We start from the raw sequence: 16144 nt of genomic DNA, 5'->3' as shown, positions 1-16144 counted from the left end.
GTGTAGGGGTATCTTATCTGAGGAGGTTGTGACCGCCAGCCGCCGCGATCTCCAGCGCGCGCTTGGCGGTTTCCTGGCCCTTGACCTGCTTGAGGTCCGGCCCGTGACGGTCGCTTTCCACTTCGCCTGGCTGCGGCTCCGGGAGTTCGGACTTTCCTGAAAGGTGGGCCAGCAGGTCCACCAGGTTCGGCGCCGCACACACCCGCACGCCGCTGGCCCAGCGCGCTTCCGGCCCCTGCGCGGCGGGGCAGATCAAGCCCAGGTCGCTCTCGCTGGCGTGAAGCGCGGCCAGCAGGACACCGGGGGAAGGCACCACGCGCCCGTCCAGCGACAGTTCCCCCACTGCCAGCCATTCGCTCAGTTCCTCGGCGTCCACCACGCCCATCGCACCCAGCAGGGCGAGCGCGATAGGCAGGTCGTAATGGCTGCCTTCCTTGGGAAGGTCTGCGGGGGACAGGTTGATGGTAATGCGCTTGGGCGGCAGCGACAGGCCCATGGCCGCAAGCGCCGACTGTACCCGTTCACGACTTTCGGCCACGGCCTTGTCTGGCAGCCCCACCACGGTGAAGCGCGGCATCCCGGCGGCGAGTTGGCACTGCACCTCCACCTTGCGCGCGTCTAGGCCAAGGTAGGCAACCGTCTGAACTAATGCGACCACTCAAAAATCCTTAATTTCGCAACGTGATAGCGCTCTTCGCCGACATGTCGAGGGGACATGTCGTTAACCCGTTCGCAACCTTTTCCGTTGGCAAATAAGCAGGGCGGGATCGTCAGATTGGCGGGGATGAAACGCGCGCTATCCCTTCTTGCCTCTCTCGCTGTCCTCGGTTCGGTACCCGCCGCCGCGCAGCGCATGACGGTTGTGGAGGAATGGGTGACCGCGGAGACGACCGCTTCGCGCTACGTCTCTCCCTTGCAGCAACGCACGGAAGCAGAGGCGATTGCAACCTTCGGCCCGTTCCGCGTGGTCGACGAGCGAACCGTGGCACTGGTGGATATCACCGATGCGTCCTCGCCCGCCTGGTTCGAGGCGGCCTTGCGTGTTTTCCCGCAGATCGACACGCTGGAATTTGTCGAAGCACCCGGCACGCATGACGACCGCGCCAACCTGGCACTGGGCCGGGCGATCCGCGCGCGCGGCATTGCAACTCGCGCGGGCGAGGGCGGTTCGGTGCGGTCTGGTGCGGTCGAGCTGTTTCTTGCCGGGGCCACGCGCGAGATTGCACCGGGCAGCGAATTTGCCGTGCACGGCTGGCTGGACGACTGGGGCCGCGGGGCCGAGGACTATCCCGCCGATGCGCCGGAACACCGGCGCTACCTCGACTATTACATGGAAATGGGTATGGACGAGGTGCAGGCGCGCCGCTTCTATGCCATGACCAATTCGGTGCCGTTCGAGGATGCACGGTGGCTGACCGGCCGCGAGATGCGTGAATGGATGGGCGACATGGTGGCAGGGCAGGCGGAAGACGGGGCGAGTTCCGGACTCGCCTATCTTGACTTCGAGCCAGTCCTTCAGTAAGCGCCCGCAGCATGTGAGGCCGCCTCTCGATTGGCGGCCGTTTTTGTTCTGATATCTGAAGGTTTGTACCATGAAGCGCACTTTCCAGCCGAGCAACCTCGTGCGTGCCCGTCGCCACGGCTTCTTCGCCCGCAAGGCTACCGTTGGTGGCCGCAAGGTCCTGCGTAACCGCCGTCGTCGCGGTCGCAAGAAACTGTCTGCTTGATTCGCTTTCCGCTCGCCCCTCCGGGCGAGCGTCCTCGCTAGGCGCGCAGGCAAGCTGCGCCCGCTGCGGGCGGCCATTCGGCCTTGCGGGCTCCTTTTGGAGCCCGTTTTCGTGCCTGCTATCTTCCCGAGAGCGGGTGTTATCCCTATCTAATACACCATGACGCCCACGGTCCTCACCAAGCGCGCCGATTTTCTTGCGGCGAATCGCGGGCTTCGCAATGCGCGGCCGGGCTTCGTGCTGCTGACGCGTCCGAACGATGGGCGTGGCGTGCGTTATGGAATCACCGTCACCAAGAAGATCGGCAATGCCGTTGTGCGCAACCGGATGAAGCGGCGCTTCCGCGAATTGCTCCGCGTCGCGCTGGCCGAGCACGGGCTGGCGGACCACGATCACGTGCTGATCGGGCGCGAGGGCGGCGTGGAGCGCGACTTTGCGCGGATGGGCCAGGAACTCGTCTACGCTCTTGACGCGGCGCGGGATGGCAAGGGTGACCCGGCCCGTCGCCCCCGGCGCGGCAACAAGAAGAACCCGCGGTGAAGCGCGTTTTCATCCTGATCGCGCGCGGTTGGCAGCTTGGTCCCAGCCGCATTCTGCCACCCACCTGCCGCTACCAGCCATCGTGCAGCCAGTACGCGATAGAGGCGCTGGAAAAACATGGTGCAATCAGGGGTGGATGGTTGGCCATCAAGCGTATATTGCGCTGCCAACCTTGGGGGGGACACGGTTACGACCCTGTTCCTGATCGCGGTGGGCCCGATGCACCGCTTAACGATTAGACGCGACGGAAAATCACTTGGACAACCAGCGTAATCTTATCATCGCCGTCGTGCTGAGCGCGGTCTTGCTGTTCGGCTTCGATTTCGTGATGCGGACCTATTATCCGGATCCGGAAGAGGACGTGCCTGCCAACATGGCCAGCCGCGAGGATGCGCCAGTGGTGCGCGCCGAAGGTTCGATCGAGACCGATGCGCCGGTGGTGCGCGATCTCGACACCGAATTGGCCTCGACCGGGCGCGTCGTCATCGATGCGCCGGAAATCGCCGGGTCGATCAACCCGGTGGGCGCCCGCGTGGACGATATCCTGCTCAAGACCCACCGCCAGACGGTGGAAGAGGATAGCGGTCCGATTCGCCTGTTTGCCCCTGCCGGCACCGACGCGCAGCAGTTTGTCCAGTTCGGCTGGGTGGGCGAAGGGGTTTCCGTTCCCGACGCACAGACGCCGTGGCAGGTGGTCCAGGGCGGCACGCTGTCGCAGGATTCGCCGGTCGTGCTGCAGTGGGACAACGGCCAGGGCCAGACCTTCCGCCTCACATTCCGGGTGGACGCGCATTACATGTTCGATGTGACCCAGAGCGTCACGAACACGGCCGATGGTTCCATTGCTTTGCGTCCCTATGCTTTCGTGAACCGCACCAGCGCAACCGCCAGCAAGTCCACATGGAACGTGCACTCCGGCCCCATCGCCGAGGGCGACGGCGAAGTGAACTTCGACTGGGACTACGACGAGGTGGCCGAGGAAGGCCCGGTCGAACTGGCCGGCAGGACCCAATGGCTGGGCTTCACCGATATCTACTGGATGAGCGCGCTGGTGGCGGATGATGCCAGCGCTGCTGAGGGCACCTTTCGTCAGACCAATGGCGACATCTACCGCGCCGACCTGATCTACGATGCCGTCACCGTCCCGGCGGGCGAGACCGTCTCCCGCACGACCCGCCTGTTCGCGGGCGCCAAGGAAAGTTCGGTTCTGGACATGTACCAGGATCAGGGCGTCGAGCGGTTCGGCCTCGCCATCGACTGGGGCTGGTTCCGTTTCATCGCCTGGCCCATGTGGCAGGTGCTGATCTTCCTGTTCGGGCTGGTGGGCAATTTCGGACTGGCGATCATCTGCCTGACGCTGATCATTCGCCTGATCCTGTTCCCGGTGGCGCAGAAGCAGTTCCATTCGATGGCGCAGATGCGCGCCGTGCAGCCCAAGATGAAAGCGCTGCAGGAACGCTACAAGGACGACAAGCAGCAACTGCAGCAGGAAATGGCCAAGCTGTACAAGGAAGAGAAGGTCAATCCGCTGGCGGGCTGCCTGCCGATCTTCATCCAGATCCCCATTTTCTTTGCCTTGTACAAGACGCTGCTGCTGGCAATCGAGATGCGGCACGAGCCGTTTTTCGGCTGGATCCGCGACCTTTCCGCGCCCGATCCCGCCACGGTCCTGAACCTGTTCGGCCTGTTGCCGTTCGATCCTCCCGGTTTCCTCGCTATCGGCGTGCTGGCCGTGCTGTTGGGCATTACCATGTGGCTGCAATTCAAGCTGAACCCGGCCGCCATGGATCCGATGCAGCAACAGATCTTCATGCTGATGCCGTGGATCCTGATGTTCGTGATGGCACCGTTTGCGGCGGGTCTGCTGCTTTACTGGATCAGCAACAACGTGCTGACGCTGGCGCAGCAGAGATACCTCTACGCACGCAACCCGGAACTGAAGGCACAGATGGCGAAGGAGCGCGAGGAGAAGGCGCGCGAAGCCGAGCGAAAGAAGGCAGCGGAGTGACCCCCGAAGAGCAACATCTGGCGAAGGAGGCGAGTAAGCTGTTCTCCGGGCGGGTGGAATTCCTGCTGTCCGCTCCGCAGCTGAAGCACCTGCCCGATCCCGACTATCCGGAGATCGCTTTTGCCGGGCGCTCCAACGTCGGCAAGAGCTCGCTGATCAATGCGCTGGTGCAGAGGAAGGCGATTGCGCGTACCTCGGTAACGCCGGGCCGCACGCAGGAACTGAACTTCTTCGAGGTAGGCGATCCCACCCAGTTCCGGCTCGTCGACATGCCGGGCTATGGCTTTGCCAAGGCGCCGCTGAAGGTGGTGGACAATTGGCGCAAGCTGGTGCGCACTTTCCTGCGCGGCCGGGTGCCGCTCAAGCGCACCATGGTGCTGGTCGACAGCCGCCACGGACTGAAGGACACCGACCGCGAGATGATGACCATGCTGGACGAGGCAGCGGTGGGCTATCGCATCGTGCTGACCAAGGCCGACAAGGTGAAGGCCAGCGAACTGGAGGCGGTGCGGAGCAAGGTCGAGGAAGAGGTTCGCAAGCACCCCGCAGCCTATCCGCAGATGCACGTCACCAGTTCTGAAAAGGGCATGGGCCTGGAAGAATTGCGCGCGGCTATCCTGAGCGACATTCGGGAGTAGTCCGGGCGCGAGCGAACCGCTCGCAGGGCACCTGATTTCAGACATAAAAAAAGGCGCCGGTGAGGGCGCCTTTTTTGATTCATGTCTGACTTTCGGATCAGTTACGACCGCCGAAAAGCCAGTCCCAGATACTACGACCCATGGCAAATCTCCTGTTGCGTCAGGAGGTTCGTGCATTAACCAACAATCTTTGTAAAGTCTAAACTATGTTTTTTAACGCTCCGATTTCCTTAGCCTTATGATATTGCAGGATTTTCTCGAATCTGACGGGTCGGGAAATGGCGAAGCCCTGGGCCACGATGCAGCCCGAATCACGCAACAAGGTTAACGTTCCGGCGTCCTCGACCCCCTCCGCAACAACGATGATTCGCAGGTCGCGGCCCATCTGGAGGATGTTCTTCACAATGCCCTGCGCCTTGGTGTCGCCGACCATCGGCGCGATGAACATCCGGTCGATCTTGAGCTCGGAGAAAGGCAGTTTCAGAAGCGCTTCGAGGCTTGCGGCACCCACCCCGAAATCGTCCATCGAGATTTTCGTACCCAGTGCCTTCAACTCGCCGAGGATCTCGGCTGCGAGATCGAGGTTCGAAATGCGGAAGGTCTCGGTGATTTCCAGCGTCAGGCGACGCGGATCGTAGCAATGCCGGTCAAGGACATCCGAAACCATGGCGACGATGGAGCGCTCGTGCAGCAGCGTGGCGGAAATGTTTACCGCGATCGGCAGATGCAGCCCCTCGCGCTCGAAGGCATTGCCGGCCTTGCAGGCTTCTTCCAGCACGAACCGGGTCAATTGGCTCATGCGTCCGGCAGTTTCGCACTGGCGAATGAAGTAGTCTGGGGGGATGTGGCCCTTGACCGGGTCCTTCCAGCGTACCAGCGCTTCAGCCCCGACGATCTCCCCTGATTGCACCATGACCTTGGGCTGGAACGCCAGATAGATCTCGCCATTGCTGAGCGCTGCATCGATCCGCGCTTGCAGCGAAATATTCCAGATAAGGTCTTCCTGCGATGCGGAATCGGCGATCGCAATCGGTTCGAAAGTCTCGTTGGTCTTTTCCGCGACAGCCACCGCTGCGGCCAAGCGCCGCGCCACGTTGGGGCTGGGGGTGATGTCGATGCCAAAGGTAATGCCGACATCGACCTGCTGCTCGCCAACCACCAGGGGCGATGCGAACAGTGCCCGCAGGCCTTCCAGGTGCTCGCGCAGGAGAGCGGGGTCCTTTTCGGCCATCGTCCAGCCCAGAAGGTGGCCCTGTCCGATGTAGATCGTAGCCTCCTGCGTGGCGGCATTCAGTCGTCCGGTGATGGCCAGCAGGTATTCGGCATGCAGGTCGAGCGGGAGGCTGCGACGCACTTCCTCGAACCTGTGGATCCTAGCTACGATGATTGCAGGAACGTTTTCGGCTATGCTCTTGTCGGCCTCCAGTGCGGCAAATGTCGGCAGGTTTGTGTCCGAATCGACCAGTCGCAGCTTGCGCCGCATCGACGTTCGCATCCGGTAAAACGCGAAGACGGCCAGCAAGACCAGCGAATCGGCAACGCTCACCCGCGTCGCGGCAAAGGCTGCGGCCAGGAGACTGATGGGGATTGCACAGGCAATTGCGGCATATGCAGCGTAGCGGATTGTTTGCCTCGTGCAGGTGCTTGCCAACAGCAAGGCGGCAAAGACCGCAATGAGGACCAGCAATCCGTTGATGAATTGCGTGTGCCCGGCCTTCAGCGTTTCTGCCCCGTAGATCGAGATGATCGACTGCGGAACCGCAACGTGGCCCGGGATCTTGCGCCCGGCCGACTGTTCCAGCCCTGCGTCCCCGATGACGACGGTCTTGCCGGAAAACTGGTCAAGATCCGCGCCGGCGCGCTGCAGGTCGGCGAAACGGTATGTGGGGATGGAGGAACGCGAGAAGACATAGCTGATAGGGAACCTGTCCCCCTCGATCTCGACATCGCCAGCAAGTTGAGCAGCAACATTGGGCAGGGCGCGCTCGCCCGAAGACACCTGGTAGGGAAGGTCCCATGTAAAGCCGAGGAAGTTCATCCAGTTGTCGGCGGCGACTTCGGGAATTCCGGCACCGACTTCCGGCGCGTTGCTGACAAGTATGGGGTCGCCGTCGAGGCCCGTCCGGATCGGCAGCACCATGTAACTTTCGCCTGCGAAGGCGCGAAGACTTTCGTTGAGGCTTCGATCGGCGGCCGGGTCGGAGGCGCGTTCGAATGGCAGGTCGATATACACCGCCTTTGCCCCTGCGGCATCCAGCCTGTCGACAAGGTCGGCCAGTTGCCGCCGCCCCGCGGGCTGATCGGGATCGGCGAGATCGGTCCTGGTGCCGACGAAGACAATGTCGCCGGAAGCAGGCTGCGAGGCTGCGCGCGACTGGATTACCCAGCCCAGTTGGTCGAGCGGTACGAATACTGTCAGCGTGTGCAGCACGAGCGCGATCAGGCCCGCCATCGCGACATGGCGAACCCTTTCGAGCCAGTTGGCTTCGCGTTTGGTTGCAGGGGCCTTGCCGACCACTCTTTACCTTTCGTTTCGCCAGCGCATTCTGCGGCATCTCGTCTCGTGCCAGAGGATGGTTAACAAACCGGCAATAAGGTGAACGCTCGTTCAGCAAGTTCTTACCGGCACGGCGCGGTTGTTCATGCTCGACAGTATCAGCCTGAACGGTTAGGCCTCGCGTCAAACAGGGAACCGCGCCACACATGAAGCTCATCATCGGTAACAAGAATTATTCCAGCTGGTCGCTGCGCGGCTGGCTTGCCGCAAAGCAGAGCGGGCTCTCGTTCGAGGAGCTGACGGTCCATATCGATGGCGACGACTGGCAGGCGATGAAGGCGCAGGATGGCGATTTCCAGCCATCTGCCGGAAAGGTGCCGGTGCTGTGGGACGGCGATGTCGTCGTGTGGGACAGCCTGGCCATCCTCGAATACCTGGCAGACAAGGTCGGGCGCGACCGTTTCTGGCCGAAGAACGATGCCGCGCGCGGCATGGCGCGGGCCATGGTGGCGGAAATGCATTCTTCCTACCTGCCGCTGCGGCGCAATTGCCCGATGAACATCCGCGCTCGCGTGGACGTGGACCTGTCCGACGAATGCAAGGGCAACATCGTGCGCATCCTCGGTCTGTGGGCCGAAGCGCGCGCGCGCTTCGGCAAGGGCGGACCTTTCCTTTTCGGTACCTTCAGTGCAGCGGATATCTTTTATGCACCGATCGTCAGCCGCTTCCTCACCTACGGCATCGGAGTGCCGGGTTTCGCGCAGGCCTACATGCAGGCCCTGTGGGAACATGACTGGATGCAGCAATGGGTAGAGGCCGCGATGGCTGAGGAATGGACCATTTCGCAGTTCGAGGTGGGCACCAGCTCGTGAGCAACGACCCGCTTGCCAATGCCCGACACCTGATCGCGTGCAAAAGCGTGACGCCCGCGCGCGGCCCGGTGTTCGACATGCTGCAAGAAATGCTCGCCGACCTTGGTTTCGAGGTGGATCGTTTCACCCGTGGCGATGGCCCGGAAGGCACCGACGAAGAGCCTGTCGAAAACCTCTTTGCCATTCGGCGCGGTCCCGCAGGTTCGCCGCACTTTGCCTTTGCCGGCCATGTCGACGTGGTGCCGCCCGGCGATGGCTGGTCCAGCGGGCCCTTCGCCCCGGAGGTGCGCAACGAGCCGGGTGGAGACCTGCTCTATGGGCGCGGTGCCGTCGACATGAAGGGCTCCATCGCTTGCATGGTCGCCGCCGTCGCCGAAATCCCGGCAGAAGCGGGCACGCTCAGCTTCATCATCACCGGGGACGAGGAAGGCCCCGCGCTGCATGGCACGCGTGCGCTGATCGACCGGATGAGGGCGCGCGGCGATATTCCCGATCTGTGCTTGGTGGGGGAGCCCACCAGCGTGAACCGGCTGGGCGACATGATGAAGATCGGTCGGCGCGGCTCAGTCAACATCTGGCTGGAAGTTACTGGCACGCAAGGCCACGTTGCCTATCCGCACCTGGCCGACAACCCGATGCCGACAATGGTCGCCATCCTAGCCGAGCTGGACGCGCTGGTGCTGGATGAAGGGACCGACTGGTTCCAACCCAGCAACCTTGAAATCACCGAATTCGACGTTCCCAACCGCGCGCACAATGTCATCCCCGGCAAGGCCACGGCGCGGATTTCCATCCGCTTCAACGACCTGCATTCGGGCGCATCGCTGTCAGATAAAGTCATCGCCATCGCCGAAAAGCACGGCGGCACCGCGCGCCCTGTCATCAGCGGGGAACCGTTCCTGACGCCGCCCGGCGCGTTCTCGCAAATGATTGCCGACGCGGTGAAGGCGGAGACGGGTATCGATCCCGAACGCTCCACCACCGGCGGCACATCCGACGCGCGCTTCCTGAAAGACCTGTGCCCGGTCATCGAGTTCGGGCTGGTCAACGCCACCATGCACAAGACCGACGAGGCCGTGGCGGTTGACGACCTTGCCACGTTGACTGCAATCTACCGCCGGGTCGCGCTGGCCGCCCTATCGGCCAAGGAGAAATCGCTTTCATGAAACGCTGGTTAGCCATTCCGCTGTGGCAGCGGGTTATCGCTGCCCTGATCCTTGGCATCATCCTGGGCCGGTTGTGGGGACCGGGGGCGGAAAGCATCAAGATCATCGGCGATATCTTCGTCGCCTTCATCAAGATGCTGGTGGTGCCGCTGATCTTCTTCAGCCTGGTCGCGGGCGTTGCCTCCATCGGCGACATTCGCAAGCTGGGCCGCATCGGATGGCGCGCGCTGCTGCTGTTCGTGGTGACCGGCCAGCTGGCGGTGTGGCTGGGGCTGTTCCTTGGCACGGTGGTCGCGCCGGGCGCCGGGGTCGACACCTCCTCTATCGAGATGGGTGCGATACCCGAACCCAATGAGACGACCTGGCGCGAAATGCTGCTGGGCATGGTGCCGCAAAGCCCCGTGCAGGTAATGGCGGATGTGAATGTCCTGCCGCTGATCATCTTCTCGCTGCTGCTGGGTATCGGCATCCTCATGGCGAAGGAAGACGGCGAGCCGGTGCTCAAGATTTTCGACAGCGGCTCTGTCGTCATGCAAAAGGTTACGATGGTGGTGATGGAACTCACCCCCTTTGGCGTCTTCGCGCTGATGGCCTGGGTAGCGGGCACGCTGGGGCTGGAAGCGCTGGCCGCATTGGGCAAGCTGGTGTTCCTCAACTACCTTGGCTGCCTGCTGATTATCGGGGTAATCTATTCGGGCATGATCAAGTTCATCGCCCGCCTGCCAGTGCGCGATTTCTTCCGTGGCATCGTCGATGCCATCGCGGTCAGCTACTCCACCGCCAGTTCCAATGCGACGCTGCCAGTCACCCTGCGCTGCGCCGAGCGGAACCTGGGCATCAGCAACTCGGTCGCCAGTTTCGTCATTTCGCTGGGCGCAACGATCAATATGAACGGCACGGCGATGTACCTGGGCCTTGCCACCTTGTTCGGTGCGCAGATCTTCGGCGTGGACCTGTCGTGGGGCGACTACTTCATGATCTCGATCCTCGGCACGCTGGGTGCCGTGGGCGCGGCGGGCATTCCGGGCGCGGGCCTGATCATGATGGCGCTGGTATTCGGCGCGGTTGGCGTGCCGCTGGAAACGATTGCCTTCGTGGCTGGCGTGGACCGGATCATGGACATGATGCGCACCACCACCAACGTTTCCGGGGATGCCGCCGTGGCAACTACCGTGGCCAGCCTGACCGGCGACATCGATCGCGCGGAAATGATCTCGGCAGACGATGTGTAGGAGGCGCTGATGACTTTCGATTGCCTGTGCGGCGAAGTGTCCATCGCGCTTTCGCAAAAGCCGGAGTTCGTTCACGCGTGCAACTGCACCCTGTGCGCCAAATCCGGCGCGCGGTGGAGCTATTTTCATCCCGACCAGGTCGAGATTGCAGGAGCAACGACAGGCTTCAGGCGCTCCGACAAGGAAAGCCCCGCAGCGGAGGTGCATTCCTGCATCAAGTGCGGGGCGACTACGCATTTCGTGCTGACCGAGGCTGCGGTCGCAGTCCACGGCAACACCATGATGGGCGTGAACATGCTTCTGGCAGATCCCGCCGATCTTTCGGGTGTGGAACTGCGTTATCCCGATGGCCGCAACTGGGCAGGCGAGGGTGAATTCGGATACGTGCGCGAGGCGGAAACGCTTTAACGCCCCTTCGGCTTTTCAAGCACCTTCTTGCGGAAACTGCACAGGTCCACCACCGGGCAGCGCCAGCATTCAGGCGTGCGCGCCTTGCAGACGTAGCGCCCGTGCAGGATCAACCAGTGATGGGCGTGGAGGCGGAACGGTTGCGGCACGCGCTTTTCCAGTTTGGCCTCCACCTGTTCGGGCGTCTTGCCCTTGGCAAGGCCTGTGCGATTGCCGACCCGCAGGATATGGGTGTCGACCGCGAAGGTTTCTTGCCCGAACCAGCAGTTGAGCACCACGTTCGCCGTCTTGCGGCCCACGCCCGGCAGCCGGACAAGGTCTTCGCGCGTGCTTGGTACCTCTCCGCCGTATTCGTCCACCAGCAACTGGCTTAGCGCGATCACGTTCTTCGCCTTGGAGTTGAACAGGCCGATGGTCTTGATGTGCTGGATCAGGCTGTCCTCGCCGAGGTCCAGCATCTGCGCGGGCGTTTCGACCTTGGCGAACAGCGCGCGGGTCGCCTTGTTCACGCCGACATCGGTGGCTTGCGCCGATAGGGCCACGGCAACGACAAGCTGGTAGGCATTGCCATATTCCAGCTCTGTTTCGGGTGCGGGATTGTCCTCTGCCAGGCGGCGGAAGAATTCGAAGATCTGGTCTTTCGTCATGCGCTGCTGGCTAGCCGCAAAGGGGTGTGCAGGCCAACAGTCTAGCGCAGCCAGCGCAGCATGTTGGGATAGGTGCCCACGCCCTGCGCCAGGGCGGTGGGCAGGTCGATCACGGTCATCCCATGGGCGGCAAGCCCGTCGGAACCGGCAAAGCCGCCGATGGCGTAGGTGGAAGCGGCAAATTCGCTGCGTCCGCGATAGCCGGCCGGGTGGAACAGCTGGCGCAGGCCGATGTCACACACCTTAGCCGCGGCGTAAGACCATGCGATTGCCATCAGTTCCTCGTCGCGGTTGGCCTCGATCTCCCCCAGGTTGGGACGAATATCGGCGGGCATCACGGCGATATGGCCCGCCTCGTGCAGCAGGTCTCCCGGCCAGATCGTGACATCGGGATCGACGACCAGCGCACCGTCGCGAATGGCTAGCCCGTCGATCAGCTGGTCCAGTTCCTCCGCAGCGCGCAGCCGCACCGGGATGCCAACCTCTGTCAGGAAATCGAGGCACCGTGCTGCCGCGGCCTCTCCGCCGCCTTCCTCCTGCCAGTTGCACTGGCTGGCCAGCGTGCCGCTCATGGCTTCGTCTCCTGTGCCACCTTCCACGCCATCGCGGCGCGCACGCGGCTCTTCACGGTGGGGTGGGTGTAGAACAGCGCTTCCTCCACCGGTCCCGCCAGTGGATAGCGATATTCGGCGGTCTTTATCAGCGCGCCGGACAGGGCATCGGGCAGGCCGACGTGAGTCAGCGAATAGGCGTCCGCCTCGCTTTCGCCCATGCGCGTCATGGTGTTGGTGATCGGCTGGGCGAGAACGAACAGCAATCCGATGACGAATGAGAATACGGGCAGCCCGCGCGGGTCGGCCAGTTCCGCATCGGTGCCGAACAGCCGCGCAAACCACGGATACAGCCGCGCCGTCAGCCAGAAAATCGCCACCGCCAGCAGGCTGATCACGGCGATGGAGCGCCAGACGTGGCCCAGCACATAGTGGCCGATCTCGTGTCCGGTGACGGCCTTCACCTCGTCCAGCGATGCCTCGTCCATCGCCACGTCCGATATGGCGATGCGGGCATTGCTGCCCACGCCCGAGACATTGGCGGTGAAATTGTTAGACTGGCGAGATCCGTCGTACATGAACACGCGGTCCTCCGGCACGCCGGCTTCTGCGGCCAGCACCAGCACGGCATCGCGCACTTCGCCTTCGGGAATGGGCTGGTAATCGTTGAACAGCGGTTCGATCAGCACCGGGCTCAGCAGCAGCATGAAGGAAATGCCTGCGGCCACCAGCGCGCCGGCCCAGGCCCACCACCAGCGCCCCGCCTTGCGGATCAGGGCGTAGACACCCAGCAGGAACAGGCCGCCGATAAGCGCGGAGAGAAGCAGCGAAATGCCGCCCTGCGCCAGGAAGTCCGCCAGCGACTGGCTGGTGCGATGGTACTGCGTTTCGCGCCACCAGTCAGTGTAGATAGTGAAGGGCAGAGCCAGCAGCGAGCTGACGACGAGATAGGCGACCGCCACCAGGAAGGTGCGCAGCGCAAAACCTCGCCTGCCCAGTTTTGCCGCCACCTTGTCCAGCACCCCGCTGCGCACGATGATCCACGTGACGATGGCGGACACGAACAGCCCTGCCAGGATCAGCCAGTGGTTGCCGGTAGTGTAATCGCGCGCCAGCGCCAGTTCCTGCGAACTCAGCGTGTCGATCCACGCACGGGTTTCCGCCTCGACCCTGCTTGCCGTCATGTCACTCCCTCCCCGATGCGGGCTGTCAGGCCAGCCCGAGCACATCCTTCATGCCGTAACGGCCCGGAGCCATGCCAATCAGCCAGGCAGCACCCTTTACCGCGCCGCGTGCGAAGATCATGCGATTTTCTGCCGAGTGGCTGAGCGTGATGCGCTCCTGCTCTCCGGCAAAGATCACCGAGTGTTCGCCAGCCACCGTGCCGCCGCGCAGCGCGGCAAAGCCGATGGCACCCTTGGCCCGCTGGCCCGTATGTCCGTCGCGCCCGCTTTCGCTGTTGTCGGCCAGGGCGATCCCGCGCGCATCCGCTGCCGCTTCGCCCAGCAGCAGCGCGGTGCCCGATGGCGCATCCACTTTCATCCGGTGATGCATTTCCAGCACCTCGATATCCCAGTCCGGGCCGAGCCGCGCGGCGGCCTCGTGAACAAGGTGCGCTAGCAGAGTAACCCCCAGCGAAGTATTGCCGGTTTGCAGTATGGGAATGCTGCGTGCGGCGGCATCGATGGCGCCATGTTCCCTTTCGCCAAGGCCCGTCGTGCCGATCAGCATCGGGATGCCCGCAGCCTGCGCAGCGGAGAGATTTTCGGCCAGAGCGACGGGAGCGGAAAAGTCCACCAGCGCATCGCATTCCTGCGCCAGCTGGGCAGGGTTCTGGCCCTTGTCTACGCCGCCCGCGCATTCATGCTCGCCCTCTGCCAGCACCTGCGCGATGGCCTGTCCCATGCGCCCCTCGCTGCCGATGATCCCGATACGTGCCATTGATACTCCTGTTCTTTGTGTGCTTCATGCGCGTCATGACTGGCATCCGCAATATCGTGATCCTGACGGGCGCGGGAATATCCGCCGAAAGCGGGCTGAAGACCTTTCGCGCCGAGGACGGGCTATGGGAAAACCACCCCGTAGAAGAGGTCGCCACGCCCGAAGGGTTCGCCCGCGATCCAGCGCTGGTCCAGCGCTTTTACGATGAGCGGCGCGCGCAGATCAGCGCCGCCCAGCCCAATCCCGCGCACGAAGCGCTGGGACGGCTGGATCGGGAGTGGAGCGGCGACTTCCTGCTCGTCACCCAGAATATCGACGACCTGCACGAACGCGGCGGCGCGCGGCGCGTGCTGCACATGCACGGGGAGGGACTGTCGGCGTGGTGCCGCGCCTGCGATGCCCGGCACCGGTGGGAGGAGCCCCTGAGCCACGGTCCTGCCTGCCCGTCCTGCGGTGAGGCAGCTATGCGGCCCGACATCGTGTGGTTTGGGGAAATGCCTTACCAGATGGACCGCATCTTCGATGCGCTGGCGCGCGCGGACCTGTTCGTTTCCATCGGCACTTCCGGAGCGGTCTATCCTGCAGCCGGGTTCGTCCAGCAGGCCGCTGCGAACGGCGCACGGACGCTGGAACTGAACCTCGAAGAGAGTCTTGGCAGTCGCAATTTCGATGAGACCCGGCTGGGCGCGGCGAGCGAACTCGTGCCCGCATGGGTAGCCGAGGTCCTGCGCGCCTAGAACCTGATCTTAACCATCACGCAGCATGGTAGCCGCCATGACGCGCGTGCTGACAATACTGGGTCTGCTGTTGCTGCTGCCCTATGCCTATGCAGCGTATTTCTGGTTTGTCTGCGATGACTGCACGACCACGGGCCACAGCTTCCTGTATACACTGGTCCTGCTGGTGGCAGCGCCGTTCCTGCTGGCCGGTTTCGCGGTTGCCTCTGCTATTTCCAGCGCGCGAGCGATGCGGAACAGCCTTTCAGAATCCAGACCGGCCCGGGCAGCAATAAACGGCGGGTTCGTATGGCTGGCGATTGCCGTGGCGGTACCGACGCTGCTTGTCTCCTACAAGATGTACGACATCCTGTTTCCGGAGATCGAGGAAGGAAGAGACCGATTGGGCCGGATTTGCGAGCGGGACGGTAACAGCACGGTTTGCCGCCCCGATCCCGAAACGCGCGAGGCCATGCAGAACGCGTACAACCAGAGGAAGTGGCGGCAGCCTTAATCTCGAGGTCACGAGGCTCGATAGCGGATGATAGCCCGCATGGCTGGCGGAAGCGCTAAACAGGCAATCGCCCGTTCCGCAGGCCTGAAAAGTACCGCCGGGCCGCTGGCCCGGCGGCACAACGATCAATCCATCTTCATCATGATCTCGCGGGTCAGGTACACGCCCTGGATTTCGCGGATCTCGTTGTAGATGTTCACCACGGTCTCGTTCGAGTTCTGCATGTTCGCCTCGCCCCAGGCATCCATGAACGCGTCGTAACGTTCGCGAGAGGGCTGCATGTTCTCGCCTGGGAACTCGATCACCAGCAGCAGGTGGAAGTCGCCGCTGCTCGGTGCCATGTTGGCGTAGATGCCATAGTCCTCGATATGGCCGAGCTGCTTGGCAACTTCGTTGCTGGCGACCCAGGTCTGCCGCAGACCCTCCAGGTACGTATCCAGCTGGCCGGGATCGACGCGCACGGTGGTCAATTCCACCACCGAGTCGGAATATTCGTAATCTTCGTACTCGCTAAGCTGTGCCGAGGCAGGAGCCGACACGGTTGCCAGCGCCAATGCGGCAGCGAGACTGCCAAGCATAAGTTTTTTCATGAGATTCCCCCGTTGGTAATCGGCGCACGCCACCATGGCGTGCGCGACAAAGGGGCGGGCGACCCTGCGACCAACAACAAAGCCGTCCCTCAGTGGC

Annotated in this window: 18 protein-coding genes and 1 pseudogene; 12 read left to right on the top strand and 7 right to left on the bottom strand. The window is 63.0% G+C overall.

Features of this window, described 5'->3' with window-relative positions:
* Nucleotides 1-19: 19 nt before the first annotated feature.
* Nucleotides 20-658, bottom strand: a pseudogene (locus tag D2V07_RS12935) (magnesium chelatase domain-containing protein); the annotation flags it as partial.
* Between the two features lie 126 nt (nucleotides 659-784).
* On the opposite strand from D2V07_RS12935, the gene D2V07_RS12930 reads away from it, so the two are divergent.
* The 6 genes from D2V07_RS12930 (at nucleotide 785) to yihA (ending at nucleotide 4913) form a co-directional block, all read left to right on the top strand.
* The gene (locus tag D2V07_RS12930; RefSeq protein WP_199698793.1) at nucleotides 785-1522 is read left to right on the top strand and encodes an alpha/beta hydrolase; all 738 of its coding nucleotides are present in this window, start codon (nucleotides 785-787) and stop codon (nucleotides 1520-1522) included.
* Between the two features lie 70 nt (nucleotides 1523-1592).
* Nucleotides 1593-1727 carry a 50S ribosomal protein L34 gene (gene rpmH / locus D2V07_RS12925; protein ID WP_119587414.1) on the top strand — a complete coding sequence of 45 codons (135 nt, stop codon included), beginning with the start codon at nucleotides 1593-1595 and terminating at the stop codon, nucleotides 1725-1727.
* A 159-nt stretch (nucleotides 1728-1886) separates the two neighbouring features.
* Complete coding sequence (rnpA, locus tag D2V07_RS12920) at nucleotides 1887-2267, top strand: ribonuclease P protein component (RefSeq protein WP_119587413.1); 381 nt, start codon at nucleotides 1887-1889, stop codon at nucleotides 2265-2267.
* On the top strand, nucleotides 2264-2506 hold the full coding sequence (gene yidD / locus D2V07_RS12915) for a membrane protein insertion efficiency factor YidD (RefSeq protein WP_119587412.1): 243 nt from the start codon (nucleotides 2264-2266) through the stop codon (nucleotides 2504-2506). Before rnpA ends, yidD begins: the two co-directional genes overlap by 4 nt.
* A gap of 17 nt (nucleotides 2507-2523) precedes the next feature.
* Complete coding sequence (gene yidC / locus D2V07_RS12910) at nucleotides 2524-4275, top strand: membrane protein insertase YidC (RefSeq protein WP_119587411.1); 1752 nt, start codon at nucleotides 2524-2526, stop codon at nucleotides 4273-4275.
* A complete protein-coding gene (yihA, locus tag D2V07_RS12905; protein ID WP_119587410.1) occupies nucleotides 4272-4913 on the top strand; it encodes a ribosome biogenesis GTP-binding protein YihA/YsxC in 642 nt (213 codons plus the stop codon). Before yidC ends, yihA begins: the two co-directional genes overlap by 4 nt.
* 199 nt (nucleotides 4914-5112) lie before the next feature.
* Here the strand turns inward: yihA and D2V07_RS12900 are convergent, their stop codons facing one another.
* A complete protein-coding gene (locus tag D2V07_RS12900) occupies nucleotides 5113-7431 on the bottom strand; it encodes an EAL domain-containing protein (RefSeq protein WP_119587409.1) in 2319 nt (772 codons plus the stop codon).
* Nucleotides 7432-7616: 185 nt separating this feature from the next.
* Between D2V07_RS12900 and D2V07_RS12895 the strand changes: the two genes are divergently transcribed.
* From D2V07_RS12895 to D2V07_RS12880, 4 genes are read left to right on the top strand one after another with little or no spacing between them, the layout of a single operon-like run.
* Entirely contained in the window at nucleotides 7617-8282 is a 666-nt protein-coding gene (locus D2V07_RS12895) for a glutathione S-transferase family protein (RefSeq protein ID WP_119587408.1), read from the top strand.
* Nucleotides 8243-9448: a succinyl-diaminopimelate desuccinylase gene (gene dapE, locus D2V07_RS12890; protein ID WP_119587407.1), complete on the top strand. Its 1206-nt coding sequence runs from the start codon at nucleotides 8243-8245 to the stop codon at nucleotides 9446-9448. The genes D2V07_RS12895 and dapE overlap by 40 nt, the downstream gene beginning before the upstream one ends.
* Nucleotides 9445-10680: a dicarboxylate/amino acid:cation symporter gene (locus D2V07_RS12885; protein WP_119587406.1), complete on the top strand. Its 1236-nt coding sequence runs from the start codon at nucleotides 9445-9447 to the stop codon at nucleotides 10678-10680. The genes dapE and D2V07_RS12885 overlap by 4 nt, the downstream gene beginning before the upstream one ends.
* 9 nt (nucleotides 10681-10689) lie before the next feature.
* A complete protein-coding gene (locus D2V07_RS12880; protein ID WP_233548399.1) occupies nucleotides 10690-11088 on the top strand; it encodes a GFA family protein in 399 nt (132 codons plus the stop codon).
* On the opposite strand, the gene nth is transcribed toward D2V07_RS12880, so the two are convergent.
* The 4 genes from nth to dapB are packed head-to-tail and all read right to left on the bottom strand — an operon-like array spanning nucleotide 11085 to nucleotide 14227.
* Nucleotides 11085-11735, bottom strand: a complete 651-nt coding sequence (gene nth / locus D2V07_RS12875) for an endonuclease III (protein ID WP_119587404.1) — start codon at nucleotides 11733-11735, stop codon at nucleotides 11085-11087. The two genes, D2V07_RS12880 and nth, sit on opposite strands and share 4 nt — an antisense overlap.
* Before the next feature lie 41 nt (nucleotides 11736-11776).
* Complete coding sequence (locus D2V07_RS12870) at nucleotides 11777-12307, bottom strand: hypothetical protein (RefSeq protein ID WP_119587403.1); 531 nt, start codon at nucleotides 12305-12307, stop codon at nucleotides 11777-11779.
* Nucleotides 12304-13470: a M48 family metallopeptidase gene (locus D2V07_RS12865; RefSeq protein WP_119587402.1), complete on the bottom strand. Its 1167-nt coding sequence runs from the start codon at nucleotides 13468-13470 to the stop codon at nucleotides 12304-12306. Before D2V07_RS12865 ends, D2V07_RS12870 begins: the two co-directional genes overlap by 4 nt.
* Nucleotides 13471-13495: 25 nt before the next feature.
* The gene (dapB, locus tag D2V07_RS12860) at nucleotides 13496-14227 is read right to left on the bottom strand and encodes a 4-hydroxy-tetrahydrodipicolinate reductase (protein WP_119587401.1); all 732 of its coding nucleotides are present in this window, start codon (nucleotides 14225-14227) and stop codon (nucleotides 13496-13498) included.
* Nucleotides 14228-14262: 35 nt separating this feature from the next.
* On the opposite strand from dapB, the gene D2V07_RS12855 reads away from it, so the two are divergent.
* The gene (locus tag D2V07_RS12855; protein ID WP_119587460.1) at nucleotides 14263-14964 is read left to right on the top strand and encodes an NAD-dependent deacylase; all 702 of its coding nucleotides are present in this window, start codon (nucleotides 14263-14265) and stop codon (nucleotides 14962-14964) included.
* A gap of 37 nt (nucleotides 14965-15001) precedes the next feature.
* Nucleotides 15002-15457, top strand: a complete 456-nt coding sequence (locus tag D2V07_RS12850; protein ID WP_147366964.1) for a hypothetical protein — start codon at nucleotides 15002-15004, stop codon at nucleotides 15455-15457.
* Between the two features lie 125 nt (nucleotides 15458-15582).
* On the opposite strand, the gene D2V07_RS12845 is transcribed toward D2V07_RS12850, so the two are convergent.
* The gene (locus D2V07_RS12845) at nucleotides 15583-16047 is read right to left on the bottom strand and encodes a hypothetical protein (protein WP_147366963.1); all 465 of its coding nucleotides are present in this window, start codon (nucleotides 16045-16047) and stop codon (nucleotides 15583-15585) included.
* Nucleotides 16048-16144: the final 97 nt, after the last annotated feature.

The sequence above is a fragment of the Aurantiacibacter zhengii genome (assembly GCF_003584125.1).
Lineage (GTDB): Bacteria > Pseudomonadota > Alphaproteobacteria > Sphingomonadales > Sphingomonadaceae > Alteraurantiacibacter > Alteraurantiacibacter zhengii.
This window is presented reverse-complemented; position numbering and strand designations above follow the sequence as displayed.